The organism is Roseateles sp. (genome assembly GCF_047654805.1).
Taxonomy (GTDB): Bacteria; Pseudomonadota; Gammaproteobacteria; order Burkholderiales; family Burkholderiaceae_C; genus Pelomonas.
The window spans coordinates 2561843-2586739 of the sequence record NZ_JASGIV010000001.1; the positions used below are offsets into that span (position 1 = coordinate 2561843).

At 67.2% G+C, this 24897-nt stretch carries 21 protein-coding genes and 2 tRNA genes; 12 read left to right on the forward strand and 11 right to left on the reverse strand.

What is annotated here, in order from left to right; all coding sequences use genetic code 11:
• Positions 1–158: 158 nt before the first annotated feature.
• From QM732_RS11440 to QM732_RS11460, 5 genes are read left to right on the forward strand one after another with little or no spacing between them, the layout of a single operon-like run.
• Complete coding sequence (locus tag QM732_RS11440; RefSeq protein ID WP_415656270.1) at positions 159–1529, forward strand: LLM class flavin-dependent oxidoreductase; 1371 nt, start codon at positions 159–161, stop codon at positions 1527–1529.
• A complete protein-coding gene (locus tag QM732_RS11445; RefSeq protein ID WP_415656271.1) occupies positions 1526–3334 on the forward strand; it encodes an ABC transporter ATP-binding protein in 1809 nt (602 codons plus the stop codon). The genes QM732_RS11440 and QM732_RS11445 overlap by 4 nt, the downstream gene beginning before the upstream one ends.
• Positions 3331–5160 (forward strand): ABC transporter ATP-binding protein, encoded by a 1830-nt coding sequence (locus QM732_RS11450; RefSeq protein WP_415656272.1) that lies wholly within the window; start codon positions 3331–3333, stop codon positions 5158–5160. Before QM732_RS11445 ends, QM732_RS11450 begins: the two co-directional genes overlap by 4 nt.
• Positions 5157–6113: an aldo/keto reductase gene (locus tag QM732_RS11455; protein WP_415656273.1), complete on the forward strand. Its 957-nt coding sequence runs from the start codon at positions 5157–5159 to the stop codon at positions 6111–6113. Before QM732_RS11450 ends, QM732_RS11455 begins: the two co-directional genes overlap by 4 nt.
• Entirely contained in the window at positions 6110–7303 is a 1194-nt protein-coding gene (locus tag QM732_RS11460; RefSeq protein ID WP_415656274.1) for an MFS transporter, read from the forward strand. The genes QM732_RS11455 and QM732_RS11460 overlap by 4 nt, the downstream gene beginning before the upstream one ends.
• Before the next feature lie 381 nt (positions 7304–7684).
• Here the strand turns inward: QM732_RS11460 and QM732_RS11465 are convergent.
• The 6 genes from QM732_RS11465 to QM732_RS11490 all read right to left on the reverse strand — a co-directional run bounded on the left by QM732_RS11465 (position 7685) and on the right by QM732_RS11490 (position 10942).
• Positions 7685–7759: transfer RNA gene (locus tag QM732_RS11465), tRNA-Val, on the reverse strand.
• A 92-nt stretch (positions 7760–7851) separates the two neighbouring features.
• Positions 7852–7926 (reverse strand) — tRNA-Val (locus QM732_RS11470).
• A 31-nt stretch (positions 7927–7957) separates the two neighbouring features.
• A complete protein-coding gene (gene dnaQ, locus QM732_RS11475) occupies positions 7958–8686 on the reverse strand; it encodes a DNA polymerase III subunit epsilon (RefSeq protein ID WP_415656275.1) in 729 nt (242 codons plus the stop codon).
• A gap of 5 nt (positions 8687–8691) precedes the next feature.
• Positions 8692–9501 (reverse strand): prolipoprotein diacylglyceryl transferase, encoded by an 810-nt coding sequence (gene lgt, locus QM732_RS11480; protein WP_415656276.1) that lies wholly within the window; start codon positions 9499–9501, stop codon positions 8692–8694.
• A gap of 65 nt (positions 9502–9566) precedes the next feature.
• Positions 9567–10544 carry a tetratricopeptide repeat protein gene (locus tag QM732_RS11485; protein ID WP_415656277.1) on the reverse strand — a complete coding sequence of 326 codons (978 nt, stop codon included), beginning with the start codon at positions 10542–10544 and terminating at the stop codon, positions 9567–9569.
• A gap of 137 nt (positions 10545–10681) precedes the next feature.
• Positions 10682–10942, reverse strand: a complete 261-nt coding sequence (locus QM732_RS11490; protein ID WP_415656278.1) for a TIGR04438 family Trp-rich protein — start codon at positions 10940–10942, stop codon at positions 10682–10684.
• 68 nt (positions 10943–11010) lie between these two features.
• On the opposite strand from QM732_RS11490, the gene QM732_RS11495 reads away from it, so the two are divergent.
• Complete coding sequence (locus QM732_RS11495) at positions 11011–11310, forward strand: c-type cytochrome (RefSeq protein WP_415656279.1); 300 nt, start codon at positions 11011–11013, stop codon at positions 11308–11310.
• 170 nt (positions 11311–11480) lie between these two features.
• Here QM732_RS11495 and QM732_RS11500 read toward each other — a convergent pair whose 3' ends face one another.
• Entirely contained in the window at positions 11481–11885 is a 405-nt protein-coding gene (locus QM732_RS11500) for a LexA family protein (RefSeq protein ID WP_415659372.1), read from the reverse strand.
• Positions 11886–12386: 501 nt separating this feature from the next.
• On the opposite strand from QM732_RS11500, the gene QM732_RS11505 reads away from it, so the two are divergent.
• The 3 genes from QM732_RS11505 (at position 12387) to istB (ending at position 16658) form a co-directional block, all read left to right on the forward strand.
• Positions 12387–13946 (forward strand): Fic family protein, encoded by a 1560-nt coding sequence (locus QM732_RS11505; protein ID WP_415656280.1) that lies wholly within the window; start codon positions 12387–12389, stop codon positions 13944–13946.
• 337 nt (positions 13947–14283) lie between these two features.
• On the forward strand, positions 14284–15897 hold the full coding sequence (istA, locus tag QM732_RS11510) for an IS21 family transposase (protein ID WP_415656085.1): 1614 nt from the start codon (positions 14284–14286) through the stop codon (positions 15895–15897).
• Entirely contained in the window at positions 15894–16658 is a 765-nt protein-coding gene (gene istB / locus QM732_RS11515; protein ID WP_415656086.1) for an IS21-like element helper ATPase IstB, read from the forward strand. Before istA ends, istB begins: the two co-directional genes overlap by 4 nt.
• 69 nt (positions 16659–16727) lie before the next feature.
• Here istB and QM732_RS11520 read toward each other — a convergent pair whose 3' ends face one another.
• Both QM732_RS11520 and acs read right to left on the reverse strand, forming a co-directional pair.
• Positions 16728–16856, reverse strand: coding sequence for a hypothetical protein (locus QM732_RS11520; protein ID WP_415656281.1), 129 nt, complete (start codon positions 16854–16856; stop codon positions 16728–16730).
• 274 nt (positions 16857–17130) lie between these two features.
• Complete coding sequence (acs, locus tag QM732_RS11525; RefSeq protein WP_415656282.1) at positions 17131–19092, reverse strand: acetate--CoA ligase; 1962 nt, start codon at positions 19090–19092, stop codon at positions 17131–17133.
• Positions 19093–19212: 120 nt separating this feature from the next.
• Between acs and QM732_RS11530 the strand changes: the two genes are divergently transcribed.
• A complete protein-coding gene (locus QM732_RS11530; RefSeq protein ID WP_415656283.1) occupies positions 19213–19812 on the forward strand; it encodes a TIGR00645 family protein in 600 nt (199 codons plus the stop codon).
• 96 nt (positions 19813–19908) lie between these two features.
• Here QM732_RS11530 and QM732_RS11535 read toward each other — a convergent pair whose 3' ends face one another.
• Positions 19909–20571: a DUF4082 domain-containing protein gene (locus tag QM732_RS11535; RefSeq protein ID WP_415656284.1), complete on the reverse strand. Its 663-nt coding sequence runs from the start codon at positions 20569–20571 to the stop codon at positions 19909–19911.
• 133 nt (positions 20572–20704) lie between these two features.
• A complete protein-coding gene (fumC, locus tag QM732_RS11540; RefSeq protein ID WP_415656285.1) occupies positions 20705–22090 on the reverse strand; it encodes a class II fumarate hydratase in 1386 nt (461 codons plus the stop codon).
• 86 nt (positions 22091–22176) lie between these two features.
• Between fumC and QM732_RS11545 the strand changes: the two genes are divergently transcribed.
• Positions 22177–23718 (forward strand): fumarate hydratase, encoded by a 1542-nt coding sequence (locus tag QM732_RS11545; RefSeq protein WP_415656286.1) that lies wholly within the window; start codon positions 22177–22179, stop codon positions 23716–23718.
• Positions 23719–24026: 308 nt separating this feature from the next.
• Entirely contained in the window at positions 24027–24878 is an 852-nt protein-coding gene (locus tag QM732_RS11550) for an alpha/beta hydrolase family esterase (RefSeq protein ID WP_415656287.1), read from the forward strand.
• The last annotated feature ends 19 nt before the right edge of the window (positions 24879–24897 follow it).

The following is a 24897-nucleotide window of genomic DNA, read 5'->3' on the forward strand; positions in this document are numbered from 1 at the left end:
TTTCGCGCTTCGATATGCACTTCATCGATGCGCATGAAGCGCCTCTATGAAAATGAAAACAAGGCATACAAGCATTGTCTATAAATATCTGAAACGCATATTTTCAAACATTCGCCAGGCTCCCTAGCATGGGCAATCCAGCAAGCCAAGGAGCCCTCATGTCTCAACGCGAACTCAAGCTCGGCGCCATCCTGTCCGGCGTCGGCATCACGCCCCAAACCTGGCGTCAGCCGAGCGTTCCGGGCGACGCCAGCATCGACATCCAGTGGTACATCGCCGCCGCGCAGAAGGCCGAAGCCGCCAAGCTCGACTTCGTCTTCATCGTCGACAGCCCCTACATCACGCCCGATTCGGCGCCCCACTTCCTGAACCGGCTGGAGCCGCTGACGCTGCTGTCCGCCGTGGCCGTCCACACGCAGAAGATCGGCCTGGCCGGCACGCTGACCACCTCCTACAACGAGCCCTTCAACGTGGCCCGCGCGTTCGCGTCGCTGGACCTGATCAGCCGAGGCCGTGCCGGCTGGAACGTCGTCACCACCGGGCTGGAAGGCGCGGCTGGCAACTACGGCCGCGACGAGCATTTCCCGCATGAGGTGCGCTACCGCCGCGCCCGCGAGCACCTGTCGGTCGTGCGCGGCCTGTGGGACAGCTACGAGGACGACGCCTTCCCGCGCGACAAGGAGCGCGGCGTCTTTCTCGACAAGAGCAAGCAGCACGCGCTGAACCACAAGGGCGAGTTCTTCAGCGTCAGCGGGCCGCTGAACATCTCACGCAGCCGGCAGGGTCAGCCGGTGATCTTCCAGGCCGGCGGCTCGGAAGACGGCCGCAACCTGGCGGCCAGCAGCGCGGATGCGATCTTCACCGGCCACGAGAGCTTCGAGGAGGCGCAGGCCTTCTACCGCGACATCAAGCAACGCGCCCAGGCCGCCGGCCGCAGCGGCAACGCGCCACTCGTGCTGCCCGGCATCTCGCCGCTGATCGCCGACACCGACGAAGCCGCGCAGGCGCTGCAGGCGCAGCGCAACGGCAAGGTCGACCTGGACAAGGCGCTGGTACAGCTCGGCCGGCCCTTCAACTACTACGACTTCTCGCAGCACGACCTCGACGCCCCCTTCCCCGACCTGGGCGACCGTGGCGCCAACGGCTACCGCAGCGCGGCCGAGCGCATCAAGCGCATCGCCGCGGAAGAGAAGCTCACGCTGCGCGAGACGGCACTGCGCTTTGCCGTGCGGCGCTCGCCCTTCGTCGGCTCGGCCGCGACGGTGGCCGACGCGCTGGAGCACTGGTTCAGGAACGAGGCCGCCGACGGCTTCATCCTCGGCGCCTTCGGTGACCCCGTCGACGGCCAGCGCTTCATCGATGAGGTGTTGCCGCTGCTGCGCGCACGCGGCCTGTTCCGCAACGAGTACAGCGCCGACACGCTGCGCGGCCATCTGGGCCTGCCCTTCGTCGAGAACCGTCACAGCGCGGCGCGGGAATCAGGCGCACAAGCTGCGCCCGCCGCATCGAAAGAGGCGGTCGCTGCTTGATCGGCGCGCCGTCCCTCCCCTCGCTGGGCCGGCTCGACCTGGCCGCCCTGCCCCAGGTGCTGCCTCGCCTGGTGCGCATGGCGTTTCGCTACCGCTGGCGCTGCCTGGGTGCCGCGGGCTGCGCGGCAGCCGCCGCGGCACTGAACGTCGCCACGCCCAAGCTGCTCGGCGATGCGGTGGACCTGGCGGTGCAGCACGCGGCCGTGGGCGCGGCCCTCGGGACAGCGGCGGCCTGGCTGGTGGCGGCCTGCGTGGCACGCGGGCTGGCCACCGGCGGCATGGGCTACCTCGGTGAAAGCGTCAGCCAGCGGGTCGGCTTCGACCTGCGCCTGGCCTACTTCGAGAAGCTGCAGCGCCTGGACTTCCGCTTCCACGACACCCACCACTCGGGCGACCTGATCGCCCGCGGCATGCTGGACCTGGAGGGCACGCGCAGCTTCATCGAAATGGGCCTGCTGCGCGCGCTGCTACTGGCGCTGATGGTGGGCGCCGGCCTGTGGCGGCTGCTGCATGTGGACCCGCTGCTGGCCGCGCTGGCCCTGTCCTTCGTGCCCTTCGTGGCATGGCGGGCGGCGCGCATGGGCGCGATGCTGCGCCTGTCGTGGCAGCGCCTGCAGGCCATGATGGGCGAGCTGACCCGCGGCATGGAGGAGAACCTGCAGGGCGTGCGCGTGGTGCGCGCCTTCGCGGCGCGCGGCTTCGAGCTGCTGAAGTTCGACGCCCTCTCCGACGCCGCGCTGCGCCTGTCCAACCTGCGCATCACGCTGCGCATGATCGCGGTCAGCCAGATGAGCACCGCCTATTACGCCGCGATGGGCGCGGTGCTGTGGGTCGGCACGCAGCGCATCGCCGCCGGCACCCTGAGCGTGGGCACCCTGACCGAGGTGCTGACCTACATGACGCTGCTGCAGACGCCCGTGCGCCAGGTCGGCATGATCGTCAACGCCAGCGCGCGGGCGGTGTCCTCCGGCGCAAGGCTGTTCGACGTGCTGGACCGCGAGCCCGCCATTGCCGATGCGCCCGGCGCGCTGACGCTGCACGCACCGCAGGGCCATCTGCGCTTTGAGCACGTCAGCTTCGCCTACTCGACGCAGGCGGTGCTGCACGACATCAGCTTCGAGCTGCACCCCGGCCGCACGCTGGGCATCGTCGGCGCGCCCGGCAGCGGCAAGTCGACGCTGGTGCAGTTGATCGCACGGCTGCACGAAGTCAGCCAGGGCCGCATCCTGCTGGACGGCCACGACATCCGCCACCTGACGCTGGAATCGCTGCGCCGCGCCGTCGGCCTGGTGCAGCAGGAGGTGTTCCTGTTCGACACCTCGGTGCACGACAACGCCGCCTATGCGTCGGACACCGTCGCCGCCGACACGCCGCGTACGCGCGTGGCCGAGGGCGTGGCGCAGGCCCAGCTGCATGCCCATGTCTCCGCGCTGCCGCAGGGCTACGAGACGCGCGTGGGCGAACGCGGCGTGGGCCTGTCCGGCGGCCAGCGCCAGCGCCTGGCCATCGCGCGCGGGCTCGTCAGCGACCCGGCGGTGATGATATTCGACGACGCAACCTCGGCGGTGGACACCGCCACCGAGCGCGCGCTGCGGCAGGCGCTGCAGGCCGCCGTGCAGCACAAGGCCACCATCATCGTGGCGCATCGGCTGGGCTCCGTGCGGCATGCCGACGAGATCCTCGTACTGGACCGCGGCCGCGTGGCCGAGCGTGGCACGCACGAGGCCCTGCTGCGCAAGGGCGGGCCGTATGCCGCGCTGTGGGCCTTGCAGAACACGCAGACGCGCCGGGAGGCCGCACGATGAGCAGTTCCACCCACACGGCGCCACCGCCGCCCACCGGCGCCGCCGTCCTCGACGGCGCGAACGCCGAACAGGTCTTCACCCGCTTCGACCAGCGCGTGGTGCAGCGCCTGTGGCAGTTCATGCGCCCCTACCGCGGCGCGCTGTGGGGCGCTTGGCTGGCGGTGCTGCTGTACACCGGCGTGCAGGTGGCCATCCCCGTCAGCGTGCGCTATGCGGTCGACGCGGCCACCGGCCTCGCGGCGGTGCCGCTGGCCTGGGTGCTGCTCGGCTTCGCGCTGCTGGTGCTGGCCAATGCCGGCTTGTCCTACCTGCAGGAATGGCTGGCCGCGCGGCTCGCGCAGCGGGTCATCTTCGACCTGCGGCGCGCCATGTTCGCCCATCTGCAGGACGTGTCGCTGGCCACGCTGGACCGCACCCAGGTCGGCCGCATCATGTCGCGCCTGGCCGGCGACGTGAATGCGCTGCAGGAGTTCCTGGAGACCTCGGTCTCGGCGCTGGGCGACCTGTGCCTGCTGCTGGGCATCGTCGTCGTGCTGCTGTGGCTGGACGCCAGGCTGGCGGCGCTGACGCTGGCCGTGCTGCCGGTGATCGTGCTGCTGCGCCGCGTCTGGCTGCCGTGGGCGCGGCGCGTGTTCACACGGGCGCGCGAGGCCTCGTCGAGCGCCAACGCCGCGCTGGCCGAGAACATCAACGGCATCCGCACCGTGCAGGAGAGCCGGCGCCAGGCGCTCAACCTGGCGCGCTACACGGCCAAGGCGCAGGAGAACCTGGACGCGCAGGTGGACTCCGCGCGGGCCTCGCAGCTGATGGTGCCGGCCGTCGACGCGCTGACCGGCATCGCGATGGCCGTGGTGGTGGTGGCCGGCGGCAGCGCCGTGGTTGCCGGCACGCTGGGCGTGGGCACGATGGTGGCCTTCCTGTTCCTCGTGCAGCGCTTCTTCGATCCGATCCGCACACTGTCGATGCAGTACACGGTGATGCAGCGCGCCATGGCCGCCGGCCAGCGCATCTTCGAGGTGCTGGATGTGCCCGTCACCGTGGCCGAGGCCGCCGATGCGGTGGACTTGCCCAACGACTTCGAGCCGCTGATCGAGCTCGATGCCGTGGACTTCGCCTACCGCCCCGGCCAGCCGGTGTTGCAGGACTTCCAGCTGCGCATCGAGCCCTACACGACGGTGGCGCTGGTCGGGCCGACCGGCTCGGGCAAGACCAGTGTGGCCGCACTGATCCACCGCTTCTACGACGCCAATGGCGGCCAGGTGCGCATAGGCGGCCATGACGTGAAGACGCTGACGATGGCGTCGCTGGGCCGGCAGGTCGGCATGGTGCTGCAGGAGCCTTTCCTGTTCAGCGGCAGCGTGCTCGACAACCTCCGCTACGGCGTGCCGGAGGCGACGCGCGAGGAAGCGATCGCCGCCGCGCAGGCGGTCCGGGCGCACGACTTCATCGCCGCGCTGCCACAGGGCTACGACACCCCGCTGGGCCAGCGCGGGCGCAACCTGTCGGTCGGCCAGAGACAGTTGCTGAGCTTCGCGCGCGCGCTGCTGGCCGACCCCAAGATCCTGATCCTGGACGAGGCCACCGCCAACATCGACAGCCACACCGAGCAGCAGATCCAGCAGGCGCTGGCGGTGCTGCGCAGCGGCCGGACCACCATCGTCATCGCCCACCGCCTGGCCACCGTGCGCGACGCCGACCGCATCGTCGTGCTGAAGGCAGGGCAGATCGCCGAGCAAGGCAGCCACGAGCAACTGCTGGCCCGGGGCGGCATGTACGCGCAGTTGCTGGCTGGCAGCCATTCATCCTTTGACGAAACCCCATCATGAGCGCCATTCCCACGCGGTACCTGGGCCGCTCCGGCCTGCAGGTCTCCCAGATCGGCCTGGGCACCAACAACTTCGGCATCCGGCTCGACCTGGCCGGTTCGCGCGCCGTCATCGAGCGCGCGCTGGCGAGCGGCATCACGCTGTTCGACACCGCCGATGTCTATGGCGGCCGCGGTGGCTCGGAGACCATCCTGGGCGAGGTGCTCGGCACCCGCCGCCAGCAGGTGGTGCTGGCCACCAAGTTCGGTAGCCCGATGGACGACACCGGCGCGCTGAGGGGCGCCTCACGGCGCTACATCGTCCAGGCGGTGGAAGCCAGCCTGCGCCGCCTGCGCACCGACTGGATCGACCTCTACCAGCTGCATCGCCCCGACCCCGCCACGCCCATCGACGAAGCGCTGCGCGCGCTGCAGGACCTGGTGCGCGCGGGCAAGGTGCGCTACATCGGCGCGTCCAACCTCGCCGGCTGGCAAGTGGTGCAGGCCCAGCATCTGGCGCGCGAACTCGGCGCCGAGCGCTTCATCAGCAGCCAGGACCACTACAGCCTGCTGACGCGCGACGCGGAGCGCGAACTGATCCCGGCGCTGCAGGCCTATGGCGTCAGCCTGCTTCCCTACTTCCCCCTGGAGAGCGGCCTGCTGACCGGCAAGTACGCGGCCGGCCAGCCCGGGCCCGCAGGGGCAAGGCTGTCGCAGGGTGATGCCCGCAGCGCGCGCTTCCTGCAGCCGCTGAAGTTGAAGCAGGCCGCTGCGCTGCAGGACTTGGCGCAGGCGCGCGGCCACACGTTGCTGGAGCTGGCGGTCGCCTGGCTGCTGGCGCAGCCGGTGGTGGGCAGCGTGATCACCGGCGCCACCAGCGCCGCGCAGGTGGACGCCAACGTGGCAGCAGGCAGCGCCTGGACACTGAGCGCCGCAGACTTGGCCGACATCGACGCGGTGCTCAAGGGCGAATGAAACGCCTTAGCGAGAACCAGCGCTTCCTGGTCGTCTTCGCGCTGCTGTCACTCAGCATGGGCGTCAGCGTCGGCGTGGCGAAGATCGCCACCGCGCTGTATGCGCTGCACCTGGGCGCCGGGCCGGCGCAGTTGGGCCTCATCACCAGCGGCGGCCTGGTGGGCCTGCTGGTCATGTCGCTGCCCATCGGCTTCCTGGTGGACCGCTGGGGGCCGCGGCGGCTGTTCGTCATCGGCTCGGTGCTGGGCGGCTGCACCTATGCGCTGGTGCCGCTGGTGCCCTCGCCCTGGTTCCTGCTCGGCGCCACCACGGCGGTGGGCTTCTTCATGCCGCTGCGCTTCGTGGCGCTGAACACGGTGTTCTTCGCGCAGATCCGGCGCATGGGCGAAGGCAAGGCCGGCTGGTCACGGGCGACCCACATGAGCGGCATGTTCCTGATCGGCCCGGGCCTGGGCGCCCTGCTGGTGAGCCATGCCGGGTTTGCCGCCACCTGGTGGCTGGTGGCGGCGAGCTTCGCGCTGACCATCGCCGTGTCTCCGCTGGTGATGCGCGCACCGGTGCCGCCGCCGGCGCCACCGTCGGGCAGCGTTGCAGGCTCACGCACCGGCCTGGCCGCGCTGCTGCGCGACCCCGACCTGCGCGAGGCCAACACCATCGACTTCGTCAGCCAGGCCGCTTCCCAGTACACCACCACCTTCGTCATCGTCATCGCCCTGAACCGCTTCGGGCTGGAGCCGGCCCAGGCGTCCGGCCTGGTCACGGCCTGGGGCGGCACCTTCATCGGCACGCTGCTGTTCGGCGGTCTCGTCGCCCGCGTGCTGCCACCGCTGCGCTGCGTGCAGCTGGGCTTCATGATGGTCGCCTGCAGTCTGTTGCTGCTGGGCAGCGCCGGCCATGCCGCGCTGCTGTGGGCCGGCATGCTGCTGCAGGGCACAGGCGCCGGGCTGGTGCAGAGCGTGAACCTCGGGCGCATTGCGCAGGCGGGTGCGCGGCACGGCCAGGGCAAGGTGTCTGGGCTGAACCTGCTGATCGGGCCGCTCGGCGGGCTGGCGGGCAGTGTGGCGGGCGGCCTGCTGGGCCAGCATCACGGGTTGCAGACCGTCTTCTTCTGCTTCGTTCCGCTGTACGGCATGCTGGCGTGGTGGCAAACACGCCGCGTGCACGGTGAGCATCGACAGGCGCTGGCATGAGCGCCTGGTCCTGTCGACATCAAGGCTTGCCTGCCAATGCAGCAGCCAATTTGAAGGCCAAGGCGCTCGAGACTGAGGGCGGCGTCGGCAAACAACCACCTTGTCTGGTGGATCCTCGTGACGACCATCTTCTGACGGGGAGGCATCGATCCAAGCAGCCCAGGGGCTTCAAAAGTTGCCCCAGGAACCACTGCCGGTCAGCACGTCGTCCTTGGACCACGCAAACCAGCCGTCAAGGTCGTCGCGCCGCCTACCGGTACGTCCACGGCGCAATCAATCAACGGTAGATCGCCGAGTTCGACGTGGCTTCCTTGAGCTTCGTCCCGTCCAAGTTCATCCCAGAAACAACAAACCCGGCTCGATGCCGGGTTTGAGGGGGATTGGTGGGCGGTGAGGGTTTCGAACCCCCGACCCCGTCCGTGTGAAGGACGTGCTCTACCCCTGAGCTAACCGCCCAATCCTAAGATTGGTTTGGTCCACTTTTGGACCACCCGGTACGCTACGCTTTCAAGGATCCACCGTAACTTGTTGATTCACAACGAAGTTTTTGGTGGGCGGTGCAGGGTTCGAACCTGCGACCCCTGCCGTGTGAAGGCAGTGCTCTACCGCTGAGCTAACCGCCCTGAATGCGCCCGACTTCCGGGAAGCCCACGATTATGCCACGGGTTGCACTGGTTCCAATACACGCCATTTGCAACTGCCGCCTGCGGCCTTGTCGAGATCGATGAGCAGCTTGACGTGCGCTGCTGCCTCGGCCTCGCTGGCGCGCGGCACAGGCAGCTCAAAGCGGCTCAGATCAACGGCCTCGAGCGCGGCATGGCTGTCGCCGCCGGCGGCATCGCCGTGGTCGTCCATCAGCAGCGCATCCTGGCCGCGCGTCAGGCGGATGTAGACGTCGGCCAGCAGCTCGGCGTCCAGCAAGGCGCCGTGCAGTACACGCTTGGTGTTGTCCACCTCCAGGCGGCGGCACAACGCGTCCAGCGAGTTGGCCTTGCCGGGGAACATGTCGCGCGCCATCAGCAGCGTGTCTCGGACGCCGGCCACATGGTCGGTCAGCACGCCGCGGTTGAGCCGCTTGAGCTCGGCGTTGATGAAGCCGATGTCGAAAGGCGCGTTGTGGATGACCAGCTCGGCATCGGCGAGGAAGGCCAGCAACTGGTCGACGATCTCGGCGAACTTGGGCTTGTCCGACAGGAAGGCCTCGGTCAACCCGTGCACCCTCAGCGCGTCCTCATGGCTGGCGCGCTCGGGGTTGATGTAGAGGTGCAGGTTGTTGCCGGTGAGTTGGCGATTGACCATCTCGACGCAGCCGACCTCGATGATGCGGTCGCCCTTGTCGGCCTCCAGGCCGGTGGTCTCGGTGTCGAAGAAGATCTGTCTCATGTCGCTCAGGCCGGACGCTGGTTGCGCTTGCTCGCCCAGGCAAAGATCGCCGCACCGGCCAGGATCATCGGCAGGCTCAGCCACTGGCCCTGACTCCAGTTCAGCGCGCGCAGGCCGAGGAAGTCGTCAGGCTCGCGGAAATACTCGGCCGCGAAGCGCAGCACGCCATAGCCCATCATGAAGATACCGGAGATCTGCCCGGTCGCACGCGGCTTGCGGGCGTAAAGCCACAGCACGATGAAGAGCAGCAAGCCTTCGCCGGCAGCCTGGTAGAGCTGGGAGGGATGGCGCGCGATGCCGCCGTCGTGGGCCTGCGGAAAGGCCATGGCCCACGGCAGATCGGCCGGTGCCGGACGGCCCCACAGCTCGCCGTTGATGAAGTTGCCCAGGCGCACGGCCATGATGCCTGTCGGCACGCAGGGGGCGATCAGGTCCGACACCTCGAAGAAGCTGCGTCCGCGCTTGACGGCGAACAGCCACAGGCCCAGCAGCACGCCCAGCAGGCCGCCGTGGAAGGACATGCCGCCCTTCCAGACCTGCACGATCTCCGGCAGGTGATGGATGTAGTAGTCGGGCTTGTAGAAGAAGCAGTAGCCCAGCCGCCCCCCCAGCACGACGCCGAGCACGCCGTAGAAGAGCACGTCATCGACGTCCGGCTTCGTCCAGCCTACGGCCGCATGCTGGGGCATGCGGGCACGCCGGGTCGCAAGCCAAAGGAACAGGCCGAAGGCGATGAGGTACGTGATGCCGTACCAATGCACGGCCAGGGGACCGATCTCGATGGCGATGGGCTTGAACTGCGGGTGAACCAGCATGGCTCGGGACGGAGTAGCGAAAGCGCGCGCATCATAGCCAGCCCCCTCGCCCACTCCGGCGCGGGTCAGGCCAGACCGGCCAGCAGCTTCTTCGCGTCCTCCAGATTGCGCGGGCTGGCACGCTTGTTCTGCATGAAGCGCTCCAGCGCTGCCTTGGCGCCTGCCTTGTCGCCCTTGGCGATCAGCGCCTGGCCGACGCGGTGGTCCAGCGGGTAGCGGTCGGCCCCGTCCAGCGCACGGCAGCGCTCCAGCAAGCGCAGCGCCTCGTCGGGCTGCTGGGTTTCCAGCGCGACACGGGCAAGGCCGTAGGGGCCCGCTGCGTGCTGGGGACTGTCGCGCTGCACCGTCTCGAAGACCGCCCGGGCCTTGGCGTACGACTTCTGCTCCACCAGCTCCGCACCCAGACGCATCCAGCCATTGCGCAGCTCACGCTGCAGCGTGCGGTCGTCTGCGGCCTTGACGCCGGCCAACTCGCGTTCCGCGCCACTCCAGTCCTTGTCCTGGGCCGCAACGAGGAAGCGCACCAGCTTGGCGTGCTCGGGCTGGCGCGCCTCGGCGGCCAGCTCCTTGGCCTTGGCGACGCTGCCGCCGGCAAAGCCTGGCGCAATCAGATAGAACTGGGCCAGCGCGCTGCGCGCCTCGAAAAGCAGCGGATCCTGCGCCACCGCCTTGACGAACTGCTCCTTGGTCTTGCTCGCCAGGCCGGGCATCTTGAAGACGCTGGCCGTCATCGCCTGCTGCCCATAGGCGCGGCCGAGGGCGTAGCTGCAGATGGCCTGGGGGCGCTTGTCGGCGCAGGCCTGCAGCGCGGGCAGGCTGGCCTCCAGGCGCGCGGCGTCGTTGTCGTCGACGGCGGCCATGGCCAGGGCGACGGCCGCCTGATCGTCGTCCGGCTGGACTTTGGCGCGGGCCTGGGCGGCTCGGCCCAGTTCGGTCGTCTTGCCGGCGTCAAGCCAGGCCTGCCATTGCGCGTCCTTGAGCAGGTCGGCCTGGGCGGCACCGGCACACAGGGCCAGTGCGAGGGGAAGCAAACGCAGATGCATGCGGGAAGTCTCCTGAAGGGCGCGGATTGAACGCGTGCGGCCCGAAGGCCGATGCCCGGGTTTTCCCGCCGTGACTTCAGGCATGACGCGGGCCAGCCAGCCCCGCCCCCCCGCATCCCCAGGCACCCTATTGCCCGTCAGCGCTTCTTCTTCGCTCCCGGCTTGAACTGGCCCAGTGCCTCCATCTGCTGCTCGCGCCGGGCGGCCTTGCGCTCGTCCAGCGCCTGCATGGCCTTGCGCTGGGTCCGGCCCGAGGAATCGGCCCAGGCCCACCAGAGCACCGCCAGCGCGAAGGGCGACAGCACGATGACCCAGGCCCACAGGTCGTCCTTGTGGAACTGCACCCAGCCGCCGAGACGCAACACGATCAAGAGCACGCCTATCAATACGAAACCCATGCGGGCTCTCCTTCAGGTATTTCGGGTATCTTTACGGTCACTGTAGTCCACCGCCCCGAAAGGTAAGCATGAAGAATGTCCTGATCCTCAGTCTCGCCCTCATCGCCCCCGCCGCCTTTGCCAACCAGGAACTGGCGCAGAAGAAGAACTGCATGGCCTGCCACGCGCTGGACAAGAAGCTCGTCGGCCCTGCCTACAAGGAAGTGGCGGCCAAGTACGGCAAGGACAAGGACGCCTACAAGAAGCTCGCCGAGAAGATCCAGAAGGGTGGCTCCGGTGCCTGGGGTCCGGTGCCCATGCCGGCCAACCCGCAAGTCAGCCCGGCCGAGGCCGAGACGCTGGCCAAGTGGGTGCTGACCGTCAAGTGACGCACGGGCGCCGAGCGCCCGATGAGAATCAAAAAGGCCCGCAGACGCGGGCCTTTGCTTTGGAGGCCGGCGTTCTCTAGCTGATGCACCGGAGGGTTCCCAACGTGCTGGGTGTTGACTGGGCGACGCCAGGTCGCACGGGTTGGATGGCGGAGAAAGATCCACGGCGCTCACGGAAGCCACCTCCGACAGCGCCTGAATGAGCCGGCGACCACGCCGAGGATCTCCAGCGATCGCTGCGGGATGGATGGGTCCGAACGCGGGGCTGTCGGGACCGAGGAGCCAGGCTGGCGAGCCGCTATCGTTTTGGAGACTGCGCGTAGCCACTTCACCGTGAGCTCGCCCTCCACCGCGGCAAGGACCATGTCGCCGGCTTGGGCCGGCACTGAGCGGTCAACAACTGCGATGTCGCCATCCAGGAGCCCAGCATCGCGCATGGACTCATCCTTCATCCGGCAGTAGACGGTCTGGTCGGGACGGTCTACGAGGAAGCTCTCGACGCTCAGCGCTTCCGTCGCCTGACCGGCGTCTGCTGGCTCGGGCAGGCCCGCCCGGGCTGGGCCGACGCGCGGCAGGGCGAAGAAGGCCTCGGAGGCGCGCGCCGGCTGCCAACACGCTCAAGGAAGCCCTCATTGACGAGGCGGTTGAGCGTCTTGTGGACTCCGCTGGTCGACTCCATACCCGGACCTTGGCCATCTCGGAGATCACCGGGACGGTGCGGTGCTCGCGCCAGTACACACGGAGCGTGGCCAGGTGCTGTCGAGGGAGGGCGGGGGTTTAGGGTGGGCATGGCAGCGGTGAATTCCTGTTCACCGCTGCATGCATAGACAGCTTTGGGTCAACCTGGGCCATCCAAGAGCCCGACAGCCCTGCTTGGGTTACGCGCGACGAGGAGCTGATGACGTACTGGACGCGTGGACGAAGAGCGGCTGTGCGTACAGCAAAACTGTCGATGAAGCATCACCTCCAGCCGTCATTCGACATCTTTTCCTAGCTTTGGTATTGCACAATATCCTAGCTTTTGAAACTCACCTTAGCCTAGCGTTGGTATTTCACCATTTCCTAGCGATCGTCTTATGACCACCGCGAGTACACCATCTCAACGCCGCCTGGCGGACGCTTTGCGGGCGCTGAAGGCTCTGCAGGACCAAGAACGCCATGTTCTTCGCTCTGAGGACCTCACCCGTATTCAGCGTGAAACGCTGCTGCAAGCGGGGTACCTGCGGTTGATCATCAGAGGTTGGTACATGCCATCTCGGCCTGACGAACGTGACGGCGACTCAACAGCTTGGTACGCATGCGCAGGGGAGTTCATCGGACGATATGCCGAGGAGCGCTTTGCAGATCAGTGGTGCGTCTCAGCGGATTACTCGATCCGCGCTCATGTCGGCAACACCACGTTGCCGCCAAAGGTCGTTCTGAACGCACCCGCGGGTCAGAATTCAGTGATTCGGCTGCTTGCAGGACACTCAATCCTGGACTACAGAGCCAAAGATTTCCCAGCGCCGGAATACCTCACCCAGGTGGCAGGGCTGAGGGTCATGAAGCTCGAACACGCACTCATCCGCGTTCCAGAGTCGTTTTTTCGTACCTACGCCCGCGACGCTCAGATCGCGCTGCTCGGATTGCGCGACACCAGTGAGCTCGTCCGTCAGCTGTTGGACGGAGCGCACAGCGTAGTTGCCGGTCGTCTGGCCGGAGCCCTGCGGGCCTGCGGAAGAGAAGATCTTGCGGAGCACGTCGCGGGCACGCTGCGCGAGGTGGGGCACGTCGTTAAGGAAAGCAATCCGTTCGCAGACCCGTTGCCGACACTTCGCACCACCCGCGGCGAGTCTCCGTACGTCACTCGCATCCGGCTGATGTGGGCCGCGATGCGAGAACAGGTCATTGGCTGCTTCCCTCCCGAACCTGGACTGCCCGCCGACACGGACGCGTACATGGCCGCCGTGAAAGACACATACGTACGCGACGCCTACAACTCCCTATCGATTGAGGGCTATCGGGTCACGAACGACCTGATCGAACGGGTAGCGTCCGGCGACTGGAATCCTGAACAGAACGAGGCCGACCTAAGGTCGAGAGATGCAATGGCGGCTCGCGGGTACTTTCTGGCCCGTCAACAGGTGGAAGGCTCTATCCGCCGGATCCTGCAAGGAGAAAACGCCGGCCGCGTTGTCGCCAAGGACCATCGACAATGGTATCGCGAACTGTTTGCCCCGAGCGTCGACACCAAGCTCCTGAAGCCCTCGGATCTGGCAGGCTATCGCAATCATCAGGTCTTCATCAGGAATGCGGCTCATGTTCCGCCTCCAAAGGAGGCTGTACTCGACATGATGCCCGCTCTCTTTGAGTTGCTCGAGGCTGAGCCGCACGCGGCAGCGCGCGCCGTGCTCGGGCACTTTGCGTTCGTCTATACGCATCCGTACATGGACGGAAACGGCCGTATTGGCCGCTTCCTCATGAACGCCATGCTTGCCTCCGGCGGATACCCCTGGACTGTCATCGAAGTAGCGCGCCGCCCGGAGTACATGCAGGCGCTCAACGCAGCCAGCTCAGGTGAAGACATCGGCCCATTCGCCAAGTTCGTGGCGTCCAGCCTGCACCACGAGCTGGAACTAGGAGCAAGCAAGACCTGACCATGGCGACCTCATCCCGCTCCTTGAGATGTATCCGCGATGCAGCAACAGCGCCGTCAGCAGGGCTCGGAGTGATGCACCTTCGGACAGCTTCGCCTGACGCCATCGAAGTTCATGGGTTCATGGGTTCGAGTACATCTGCGGTAACCGCGAAAGCCATGAAGACAGCACATGGACTTCACCCCCGGCGGCCACCCAAAGTGCCCCACTTATGGCCACTCAAACTGCTCCACCCGGCCGGGGTGAATTGACCCGCTGAGCACGGTCGGTCAGGCGCCTCAGCCCTGACGAAGGCAGGACGTAACTTCCCGCCCCTCGACAGAGGGGGATTCACGAGGTGAACGTCTTGAAGCCGCATCTACAAACCACGATCTGGACGCTCCTGCGCGCGGGCAACAGCCAGCGCGAGATCGAGCGCCGAACCGGCATCTCCCGCCACACGATCCGCGACTACGCCAAGCGCTTCGCGGCGCAAGCGGATCCGCCCCAGGAATCAAACTGCCCCGGGGTGGCCACCGGCTCTGAGGCTGGCTCACCCAGTCAAACTGCTCCACCCCGGCCACCGGCTTTGCCACAGGGCGCAACCTCGGCGGCGTCGCTGTGCGAGCCCCATCGCACCTTTGTCGAAGCGCAGCTGCGCCTAGGCCGCAACGCCGTGGCCATCTACCAGGAGTTGGTGGACGAACACGGCTTTGCCGGCCGGTACAACTCCGTCAAGCGCTTCGTCGCTCGATTGCGGGTGCACGCTCCTGAGCAGTTCGACCGACTGAGCTTCGCACCGGGCGAGGAGATGCAGGTCGACTACGGCGAGGGCGCGCCCACGCTCGTGCCGGGCACGAACCGCTACCGCAAGCCGCGGCTGTTCGTGGCGACGCTGCGCTACTCGCGGCGCAGCTATCGGCGTGTGGTGTGGGTGTCGAGCCAGCAGGTCTGGGCCGAGCTGCACGAGCAGGCCTGGCGGTACTTCGGCGGCTCATGCCGCTACGTGGTGCTGGACAACCTCAAGGAAGGCGTGATCAAGCCTGACTTGTACGAGCCCGAACTCAATGCCGTGTACGCCGCCACGCTGGCGCACTACGAGGTGGTGGCAGACCCGGCTCGGGTGCGTGACCCCAACCGCAAAGGTACCGTCGAGAACGCGATCGGTCACACCCAAGGCACGGCCTTGAAAGGCAAGCGCTTCCAGACCTTGGAGGCGCAGAACGAGTACCTGGAGCACTGGGAGACGAAGTGGGCGGCGCCACGCATCCACGGCGCGGAGCGCCGCCAGGTGCAGGCGATGTTCGAGGAGGAGCGGGCGCATCTGCAGCCGTTGCCGCCGCTCCCGATGCAGTACTTCCGCGACGAGCAGCGCACCGTCTGCGACGACGGCTGCATCCAGGTGGCCCACAGCAGCTACGCCGCGCGTCCCGCGGCCATTGGCACCAAGGTGTTGGTGCGCATCTTCGAGCGGCGCCTGGAGATCCGCGATCTCAAGACCCAGGCGCTGCTTCGCACGCACACGAAGGCCGAGCGCCCCGGCACGGTGGTGCTGCCAAACGACGAGCGGGTCTTCAATCCCTCTCGACAGACGCGTCAGATCCTCGCCCAAGCCCAGGCCATTGGCGCCGATGCCGAGCGGCTGTGCCAGCTGCTGTTCAGCATCGAGGGCCGCGTCGGCCAGCGCAAGCTGTGGGGCATCGTGCACCTGGCCGAGCGTCATCCACGGCAGCTCGTCAACGCCGCGTGCGCCCAGGCGCTGGACGACGGCGTCTACAGCTATCGCCACGTCAAGCTCGTCACAGAGCAGCGGGTGGCGCTGGCACTGAAGCGTCTGGAGCAAATGGCGCCCAACGCAGACGCCTGCGACGGACTACCCACGCAGTCGCACGCCCTCATCCGCAGTCCTCACGAGTACGGCGAGCTGTTCGCCAAATCCGCCGCCGCCAATCAAGGAGACCTCCTCGCATGAACACGCAAGACATCGAGAACACGCTGCGCAAGCTGCGCCTGTCGGGCATGGCCCAGACTCTGCAAACCCGCGTCATGCAGGCCCAGGCCGCGCAGGAGCCGTTCTTGGACACACTGACCGCACTGCTGCAGGACGAGCTGGACCGTCGCCGCAGCCGCCTCATGGCACGCCGCTTCAAGCTCTCCGGCCTGGACGAGAAGCTGTCGCTGGCGGACTTCGACTGGCGCTTCAACCCGAAGCTGCCGCGCGGCGCCTGCTTCGAGCTGCACAGCTTGAAGTTCATTGCCGAAGGCAACAACGCGCTGCTGGTCGGCAAGCCCGGCACGGGCAAGAGCCACATCGCAAAGGCGGTGGCCTACCAGGCTACCTTGCAGGGCTACGACGTTGCCTACGTCGAAGCCGACGCGGTCATGGCCCGCCACGCTCTCGCGGAGCCCGACGAACGCGCCCGGCTGCTCAAGGGCTGGGTGGCAGCGGATCTGCTGCTGTTGGACGATCTGTTCCTGGCCCGCAAGATTGGCGAGCACGCCGCGGAGCTGCTGCAGACGCTGGTCCATCAGCGCTACAAGCTGCGCCGCTCCATCGTCATCACGTCCAACCGGATCGTCCAGGACTGGGGCCGCTACCTTGGCGACGCCACCATGGCCACAACCATCCTGGACCGCCTCATGCATCGCTGCGCGATGCTCGAGTTCGAGGGCAAGAGCTACCGGCTGAAGGAGGCGTCCGCGCGCCTGGTCATGACCTCAGACCCCACATAATTCCCTCGTCCTGCCCGGAGCAGTTTGGGTGGCCACGAGTGGAGCAGTTTGGGGTGGCCATCGGGGACTTCACAGGCGTGGCTGCACCGGAACGGCCTGGTCGTCGACATCACAGCGGACCAGCTCGACGACGGACCTGGCCCTGTCGCTGCAGACACGGCCTGGCACCGAGCCTTCGACTTGGGCAGCCCAACTCATGCTGACTTTCGCCTCTGGCACGGGCCGGGCACATACGACCTCCACCGGGCGTACGGAGCAGTCAGACCCGCGATGGGGCAGACGGCCGCGCGATCAAGAGCGCTAGCTGCCGCCGCCTGCTTCCACCTGCACTGATTGCATCGTTGCATGCAACGGTCTCAGGCCGCGGGTCTCCTCGTCACGAGTGGAAATTCCATCTGAGTTATTGATACGACAAGGATCTATTGCACTCCTTGTGCGCCAGCTAGTGAATGCCGCTGGAGGCGGCGAACGCTCAGTAGGCCTGGCCCAACTGCTCCAGGATGGCCGGGTTCTCCAGTGTGGAGGTGTCCTGGGTGACCGATTCGCCCTTGGCCACGGACCTCAGCAACCGCCGCATGATCTTGCCGGAGCGGGTCTTGGGCAGGTTGTCGCCGAAGCGGATGTCCTTCGGCTTGGCAATGGGGCCGATCTCCTTGGCCACGTGGTCGCGCAACTGCTTGGCAATCGCCTTGGCCTCGTCACCGCTCGGGCGCGGGCGCTTGAGCACGACGAAGGCGCAGATGGCTTCGCCGGTGGTGTCGTCAGGCCGACCCACCACCGCCGCTTCGGCCACGAGGTCGGTGCAGCCGACGAGCGCCGATTCGATCTCCATCGTGCCCATGCGGTGGCCGGAGACGTTGAGCACGTCATCGATGCGGCCGGTGATCGTGAAGTAGCCGGTCTCCGCGTCTCGGATGGCGCCGTCGCCGGCGAGGTAGTAGCCCTTGAGCTCGGCCGGGTAGTAGCTCTTCTTGAAGCGCTCCGGGTCACCGTAGATCGTGCGGATCATCGACGGCCACGGCTTCTTGACGACCAGGATGCCGCCCTGGCCATTGGGCACGTCGTTGCCGGTCTCGTCGACGATGGCGGCCGTGATGCCCGGGAAAGGCAGCGTGCAGGAGCCCGGCACCAGCGTCGTCACACCCGGCAGCGGCGTGATCATGTGGCCGCCGGTCTCGGTCTGCCAGAAGGTGTCGACGATGGGGCAGCGGCGGCCACCGACATGCTCGTGGTACCACTCCCAGGCCGCGGGATTGATGGGTTCGCCCACCGAGCCCAGCAGGCGCAAGGACGACAGGTCGTAGTTCCTCGGATGCACCGCGGCATTGGTCTCGGCCGCCTTGATCAGCGAGCGGATGGCCGTGGGCGCCGTGTAGAAGATCGTGACCTTGTGCTTCTGGATCATCTGCCAGAAGCGGCCAGCGTCCGGATAGGTCGGCACGCCCTCGAAGACGATCTCGGTGCCGCCCAGCGCCAGCGGGCCATAGGTGATGTAGCTGTGACCGGTGACCCAGCCGATGTCGGCCGTACACCAGAAGATGTCGTTGTCCTTCAGGTCGAAGGTCCACTTGGTGGTCAGCGCCGCGTGCAGCAGATAGCCGCCGCTGCTGTGCTGCACACCCTTGGGCTTGCCAGTGGAGCCGGAGGTGTAGAGCAGGAACAGCGGATGCTCCGCCTCGACCCACTCGGGCGGGCAGTGGGTCGACTCGGCGGCCATCAGGTCGTGCAGCCAAAGGTCGCGGCCCTCGACCCAGCCGATCTTGCCGCCGGTGCGCTTGTAGACGACGACGTCACGCAGCGTCGGGCAGGAGCCGCCTTCCAGCGCCTCGTCGACGATGGCCTTCAGCGGCAGCGCCTTGCCGCCGCGCAGTTGCTCGTCGGCGCAGATCAGCGCCACGGCGCCAGCGTCCTGGACGCGGTCGCGCAGCGACTGCGCCGAGAAACCGCCGAACACGACGGAATGCGTCGCACCGATGCGCGCGCAGGCCTGCATGGCCACGACACCCTCGACGGACATGGGCATGTAGATGACGACGCGATCACCCTTCTGGATGCCCCGCGCCTTCAGCGCGTTGGCCAACTGGCTGACCTTGTCCAGCAGTTGGGCGTAGCTGACATGGACGACCGTGCCATCGTCGGCCTCGAAGATCAGCGCCGTCTTCTCTCCCTTGCCTGCCTCCACGTGACGGTCCAGGCAGTTGTAGGAGACGTTGAGCTTGCCGTCTTCAAACCACTTGAAGAAAGGCGCGTCGCTGTCGTTCAGCGTCTTGGTGAACGGGGTCTGCCAGCTCAGCAGCTCGCGGGCCAGGCGGGCCCAGTAGCCGGCGTAGTCCTTCTCGGCCTCCGCCACCAAAGCCGCGTAGCCGGCTTCGCCCTTCACATGGGCGTTGGCAACCCACTCGGGGCTGGGCGGATAGGTGTTCAGAGTGCTCATGGCCTTGTCTCCTCGATTAGCTTGGCGCGGACTGTGCTTGGAACGACTGACGAAGTCCTGACGACGTGACGTGCATCACGGCCCCTAGAATTCCGCGCCATTGTTGCCCGGCCCCAGCCCATGCCCACCGATCCCCAACTGCGCCCCCTGCCCCGACTGATCTTTGCCAGCCGCTGGCTGCAGTTGCCGCTCTACCTGGGGCTGATCCTTGCCCAGGCGATCTACGTCTTCCAGTTCTGGACGGAACTGGTGCACCTGATCGAGGCGGCCTTCGGTGACAAGCACGCGCTCGAGTTGCTGGTCAAGAGCATCGGCTATCGCGCCGAGGCCGTGCCGGACAAGCTCAACGAGACCATCCTGATGCTGGTGGTGCTCGGCCTCATCGACGTGGTCATGATCTCCAACCTGCTGATCATGGTCATCGTGGGCGGCTACGAGACTTTCGTGTCCCGCATGAACCTCGAAGGCCATCGCGACCAGCCCGAATGGCTGGGCCACGTGAATGCGTCGGTGCTGAAGGTGAAGCTGGGCCTGTCCATCATCGGCATCAGCTCCATCCACCTGTTGAAGACCTTCATCAACGCGGCCAACTACGACGAGAAGATCCTGATGTGGCAGACCATCATCCACGTCGCCTTCTTGCTGTCCGCCATGGCCATCGCCTACACCGACCGGCTGCTGGATCTGTCGGCCCACGGGGCGGATTCCGGCAGGCATTGAACGATCGAATGACAAACGCCCCGGCCGCCTGAGCGGCCGGGGCGTTTGTCCATCCAGGGTGCCGGCGGTCCGCCGTCACCAATCAACCATCAGCCATCAACCCTGACGGTTCGCGCCGCGCCGGCGCGCCTGAGAGGCAGACAGCGCCGCCAAGGCCAGGCCAGCGAGCAGCAGGCTCGCCGGCTCCGGCACGGTGCCGGCCGCATCGAACAGGAAGTTGGGGCCGAAGTAGGCTGGCAACACGCCGCCGCCATTCTCCGTGGGATTGGCGAGCGCGCCTCCAGAAGCGAACCGCGTCTCGACGAACGAGATGTCCGCCGGCGTGGAGAAGCCGGCCGCACTGCCGGGGAAGATCAGCCCGTCCACCAGGCTGTTCCAGACCGCCCCGATGGTGTAGGTCTGGCCGGCGGTCAGGGTCAGCGCGGTGATGCCCGAATACCGGAACTGGGCGGTCAGGGGGTCAGCCGTGCCCGCGCCGACGATGGTGGACGCCAGCAGCGTGCCGCCACTGCTCCACACGCCCACCTCATGGCGCTCGGACAGGCCATCCTGGTCGGAATCGAAGACACCCAGTGCAGTGATGGTGATGTCACTGTTGACCGTGAAGGACCAGCCCAGCGTGAAAGGCCCGTTGCCCAAGGTCGTCCCGGTGAGGTTGGAGATCGAGATGGCGGGCGCTGCCACGGCCTGCAACGGAAGACAGATCGCAGCCGCGGATACCGCGACACCAGCCAGCCAATTCCTCGTTGATCGCATCATGATGAGCCCTCCAGGGAACATTCCCGAGGCACTCCAAAGCAAGGTTCGATCCAGAACAACAAGTTGTTGATGTAAAAGAATTTTTCATACAGGCCGGCGCGGCCGTGTCAGAAATCCCGACAGGCGGCTCGCGTTAGCGCCCCACCATGTCCGCCGGCACCACCCAGGCGTCGAACTGCTCGGCCGTCAGGTGACCCAGCGCCAGCGCGGCCTCGCGCAGGCTGCTGCCGTCCTTGTGCGCCTTCTTTGCGATCTGTGCGGCCTTGTCATAGCCGATGTGGGTGTTCAGCGCCGTCACCAGCATCAGCGAGCGCTCCACCAGCTCCGTGATGCGGGCCTCGTTGGGCTCGATGCCCGCCGCGCAGTGCTTGTTGAAGCTGGCCATGCCGTCCGCCAGCAGGCGTGCGCTTTGCAAGAAGTTGTGGATGACCATCGGGCGGAACACGTTCAACTCGAAGTTGCCCGATGCCCCGCCGATGTTGATGGCCACGTCGTTGCCCATCACCTGCGCGGCCAGCATCGTCACCGCCTCGCTCTGTGTCGGGTTGACCTTGCCCGGCATGATGGAAGAGCCTGGCTCGTTCTCGGGGATGCGGATCTCGCCGATGCCGCTGCGCGGGCCGCTGGCCAGCCAGCGCACGTCGTTGGCGATCTTGGTCATGCTGGCCGCCAGCGTCTTCAGCGCGCCATGGGCGTGCACCAGCGCATCGCAGGAGGCCATGGCCTCGAACTTGTTGGGCGCCGTGACGAAGGGCTCGCCCGTCAGCCGCGCCAGCTCGGCGGCCACGGCCTGTGCATAGCCCCTGGGCGCGTTCAGCCCGGTGCCGACGGCCGTGCCGCCCAACGCCAGTTCGTGGAGATGCGGCAATGCCGCCAGTACATGGCGCTCGCCCTGGGCCAGTTGCGCCACCCAGCCCGAGATCTCCTGCCCCAGCGTCAGCGGCGTCGCGTCCTGCAGGTGCGTGCGACCGATCTTGACGATGCCGTCGAACGCCTCGGACTTCTGCCGCAGCGTCTCACGCAGCCCGCGCAGCGGTGGCAGCAGGCGCTCCTGCAGCGCCTGCACGGCGGCCACGTGCATGGCGGTGGGAAAGACGTCGTTGCTGCTCTGGCTGCGGTTCACGTCGTCGTTGGGGTGCACGAGGCGCCCTTCCCCGCGTTCGCCGCCCAACAACTCGCTGGCGCGGTTGGCCAGCACCTCGTTGACGTTCATGTTGGTCTGAGTGCCCGAGCCCGTCTGCCAGACGACGAGGGGGAACTCGCCGGCATGCTGCCCGGCGATGACCTCGTCAGCCGCCGCCACGATGGCGTCGGTCTTCTTCGCGTCCTGGAGCCCCAGCGCATGGTTGACCACGGCCGACGCGCGCTTCACGCGGGCCAGCGCGCGAATCAGCTCGGGCGCCTGCCGCTCACCGGAGATGTCGAAATTCTGCAGCGAGCGCTGGGTCTGCGCCCCCCACAACCGGTCGGCCGGTACCTCGATGGGGCCGAAGGTGTCGCGTTCGATGCGGGTGTTCATCACGGGGTCTCCTGGGAGCTGTCAGCAGCATAGTGGCCATGGCGCCGGATAATCCGCGCCGCAGTCCATCCTCACCCGACTCCGCCATGACCGTCACGATCCGCCAGCAAGACCTCATCGACAGCGTTGCTGCCGCTCTCCAGTACATCAGCTATTACCACCCGGCCGACTACATCGCCCACCTGGCCCGCGCCTATGAAAGCGAACAGAGCCCGGCGGCCAAGGACGCCATCGCGCAGATCCTGACCAACAGCCGCATGTGCGCAGAGGGCCGCCGCCCGATCTGCCAGGACACCGGCATCGTCAACGTGTTCCTGAAGATCGGCATGGACGTGCGCTGGGAAGGCTTCAGCGGCAGCATCGAGGACGCCGTCAATGAAGGCGTGCGCCAGGGCTATCTGAACCCCGACAACAAGCTGCGCGCCAGCGTGCTGGACGACCCCATCTTTGCCCGCAAGAACACCAAGGACAACACGCCCGCCGTCGTGCAGATGGAGGTCGTGCCCGGCAACACGGTGGACGTCATCGTCGCGGCCAAGGGCGGCGGCTCCGAGAACAAGAGCAAGGTCTACATGCTCAACCCGAGTGACGACATCGTCGACTGGGTGCTGAAGACCGTGCCGACGATGGGTGCGGGCTGGTGCCCGCCCGGCATGCTGGGCATCGGCGTCGGCGGCACCGCCGAGAAGGCCGCGCTGCTGGCCAAGCAGGCGCTGATGGAAGACATCGACATGTACGAACTGCTGCAGCGCGGCCCGCAGAACAAGCTCGAGGAGCTGCGCATCGAGCTGTACCAGAAGGTCAACGCGCTGGGCATCGGCGCACAAGGCCTGGGTGGCCTGACGACCGTGCTGGACGTGAAGATCAAGACCTTCCCCACGCACGCGGCCAGCAAGCCCATCGCGATGATCCCGAACTGCGCGGCCACGCGTCATGCGCACTTCGTGCTGGATGGCAGCGGCCCCAGCTACCTGGAAGCTCCGAGCCTGGACCTGTGGCCGGACGTGCACTGGGCCCCCGACTACAACAAGAGCAAGCGCGTCGACCTGAATGCGCTGACGCCGGCCGAAGTCGCCAGCTGGAAGCCCGGCGACACGCTGCTGCTCAACGGCAAGATGCTCACCGGCCGCGACGCCGCCCACAAGCGCATCCAGGACATGCTGGCCAAGGGCGAGCCACTGCCGGTGGACTTCACCAACCGCGTCATCTACTACGTCGGTCCGGTGGATCCGGTGCGCGACGAGGTGGTCGGCCCGGCCGGCCCGACGACGGCCACCCGCATGGACAAGTTCACCGACATGATGCTGGCCAAGACTGGCCTTATCGCGATGGTCGGCAAGGCCGAACGCGGCCCGGCCGCCATCGAGTCCATCAAGAACCACAAGAGTGCCTACCTGATGGCCGTGGGCGGCTCCGCCTACCTGGTCAGCAAGGCCATCAAGGGCGCCAAGGTCGTGGGCTTCGAGGACCTCGGCATGGAAGCCATCTACGAGTTCGACGTCGTCGACATGCCGGTGACGGTGGCCGTGGATGCCAACGGCACCAGCGCCCACATCACCGGGCCGGCGGAGTGGAAGGAACGCATCGCCTCGGGCAAGGCCGTCAGCATCCCGGTGTCGGCCGTCTGACGTCGCCGCGATCGGGTGGCCATCCAGGCCGCCCGACATGAGCGGGCCTGTTCACGGCCGGACCCGTCCGCCTGACCCGGGGCCCGCGGCACGGCGACGGCCTCAGAGCGGCCTCAGAGCGATCCAGGGCCGATTCAGGCCGATCTCCGGCTGGAGATCGGCCAAGTGGCGCGAGCTGCACCGCGACCGGCCCAGACCGTCCAGATCGACCAGACCAGTCAGTGCAGCGAATCCCCTGCCGGCCCGCCCGAGGTCCGGTGCAGCGCCCGCCGGGCAGCCTTATGCTGGCTGCCCTTGGAGGATTCCCCGTGCGCCTGTTCCCCGTCACCGCCCTGCTGGCCCTGCTTTGCATGCTGTCGCCGCCAGCCAGGGCACAGGCCTCGGCCACCTGCTCGTCCGAGCCCGTCGCTGGCGAGCTGCGAGAGCTGACCTCCGGTGGCCGGGCGCGCAGCTACCGGCTCTTCGTGCCCCCCTCCGCAGGCCGCGCGCCGCTGCCACTGATCCTCGACCTGCACGGCACGGGCGGCAACGCCAACGGTCGAGCCGAGAAGAGTGGCCTGGAGGCGCTGGCAGTGCGCGAGGGCTTCGCCGTCGCCACGCTGCAGGGCGAGGACTCGCGCTGGAACGTCCCGATCGTCAGTGGCCGTGCGGACGACGTGCAGTACGCGTCCGACGTCATCGACCACGTCTCCGCACGGACGTGCATCGATACGGCCCGGGTCTACGCCACCGGTTTCTCCGGCGGCGGACGCATGTCGTCACTGCTGGCCTGCCGACTCAACGACCGCATCACGGCGATCGCGCCGGTCGGCGGCCTGCGCTGGACTGGCCCCTGTCCCGGCCGCGCCGTACCCGTGCTGAGCATCCACGGCCTGGCCGACCCGACCAACCCCTACGAAGGCCATGCCGACCGCGGTGGTGAATGGGTGGAGAGCGTGCCGGAAGCGCTGGCCGGCTGGGCCTCGCACAACCGCTGCCGACCCAAGCTGGTGCAGCAGGAGCGGCCCGGGCCACTGCAAACCCTGGGCTACGAAGGCTGCAGCGGCGGTGCCGAGGTGCGGCTGCTGCGCATCGACGGCATGGGCCATGTCTGGCCCCGCACCGAGGTCGACGCGCCCGCGGTGATCTGGCAGTTCTTCAAGACCCACACGCGCCGCTAGGCCCACCACCCGAGGACAT

Excerpts from the sequence above, each read along its gene's own strand:
- QM732_RS11440 (WP_415656270.1), top strand. The coding sequence starts at position 159 with ATGTCTCAACGCGAACTCAAGCTCGGCGCCATCCTGTCCGGCGTCGGC.
- QM732_RS11450 (WP_415656272.1), top strand. The coding sequence starts at position 3,331 with ATGAGCAGTTCCACCCACACGGCGCCACCGCCGCCCACCGGCGCCGCC.
- QM732_RS11455 (WP_415656273.1), top strand. The coding sequence starts at position 5,157 with ATGAGCGCCATTCCCACGCGGTACCTGGGCCGCTCCGGCCTGCAGGTC.
- QM732_RS11460 (WP_415656274.1), top strand. The coding sequence starts at position 6,110 with ATGAAACGCCTTAGCGAGAACCAGCGCTTCCTGGTCGTCTTCGCGCTG.
- dnaQ (WP_415656275.1), bottom strand. The coding sequence starts at position 8,686 with ATGAGACAGATCTTCTTCGACACCGAGACCACCGGCCTGGAGGCCGAC.
- lgt (WP_415656276.1), bottom strand. The coding sequence starts at position 9,501 with ATGCTGGTTCACCCGCAGTTCAAGCCCATCGCCATCGAGATCGGTCCC.
- QM732_RS11485 (WP_415656277.1), bottom strand. The coding sequence starts at position 10,544 with ATGCATCTGCGTTTGCTTCCCCTCGCACTGGCCCTGTGTGCCGGTGCC.
- QM732_RS11490 (WP_415656278.1), bottom strand. The coding sequence starts at position 10,942 with ATGGGTTTCGTATTGATAGGCGTGCTCTTGATCGTGTTGCGTCTCGGC.
- QM732_RS11495 (WP_415656279.1), top strand. The coding sequence starts at position 11,011 with ATGAAGAATGTCCTGATCCTCAGTCTCGCCCTCATCGCCCCCGCCGCC.
- QM732_RS11505 (WP_415656280.1), top strand. The coding sequence starts at position 12,387 with ATGACCACCGCGAGTACACCATCTCAACGCCGCCTGGCGGACGCTTTG.
- istB (WP_415656086.1), top strand. The coding sequence starts at position 15,894 with ATGAACACGCAAGACATCGAGAACACGCTGCGCAAGCTGCGCCTGTCG.
- QM732_RS11520 (WP_415656281.1), bottom strand. The coding sequence starts at position 16,856 with ATGAGTTGGGCTGCCCAAGTCGAAGGCTCGGTGCCAGGCCGTGTCTGC.
- acs (WP_415656282.1), bottom strand. The coding sequence starts at position 19,092 with ATGAGCACTCTGAACACCTATCCGCCCAGCCCCGAGTGGGTTGCCAAC.
- QM732_RS11530 (WP_415656283.1), top strand. The coding sequence starts at position 19,213 with ATGCCCACCGATCCCCAACTGCGCCCCCTGCCCCGACTGATCTTTGCC.
- QM732_RS11535 (WP_415656284.1), bottom strand. The coding sequence starts at position 20,571 with ATGATGCGATCAACGAGGAATTGGCTGGCTGGTGTCGCGGTATCCGCG.
- fumC (WP_415656285.1), bottom strand. The coding sequence starts at position 22,090 with ATGAACACCCGCATCGAACGCGACACCTTCGGCCCCATCGAGGTACCG.
- QM732_RS11545 (WP_415656286.1), top strand. The coding sequence starts at position 22,177 with ATGACCGTCACGATCCGCCAGCAAGACCTCATCGACAGCGTTGCTGCC.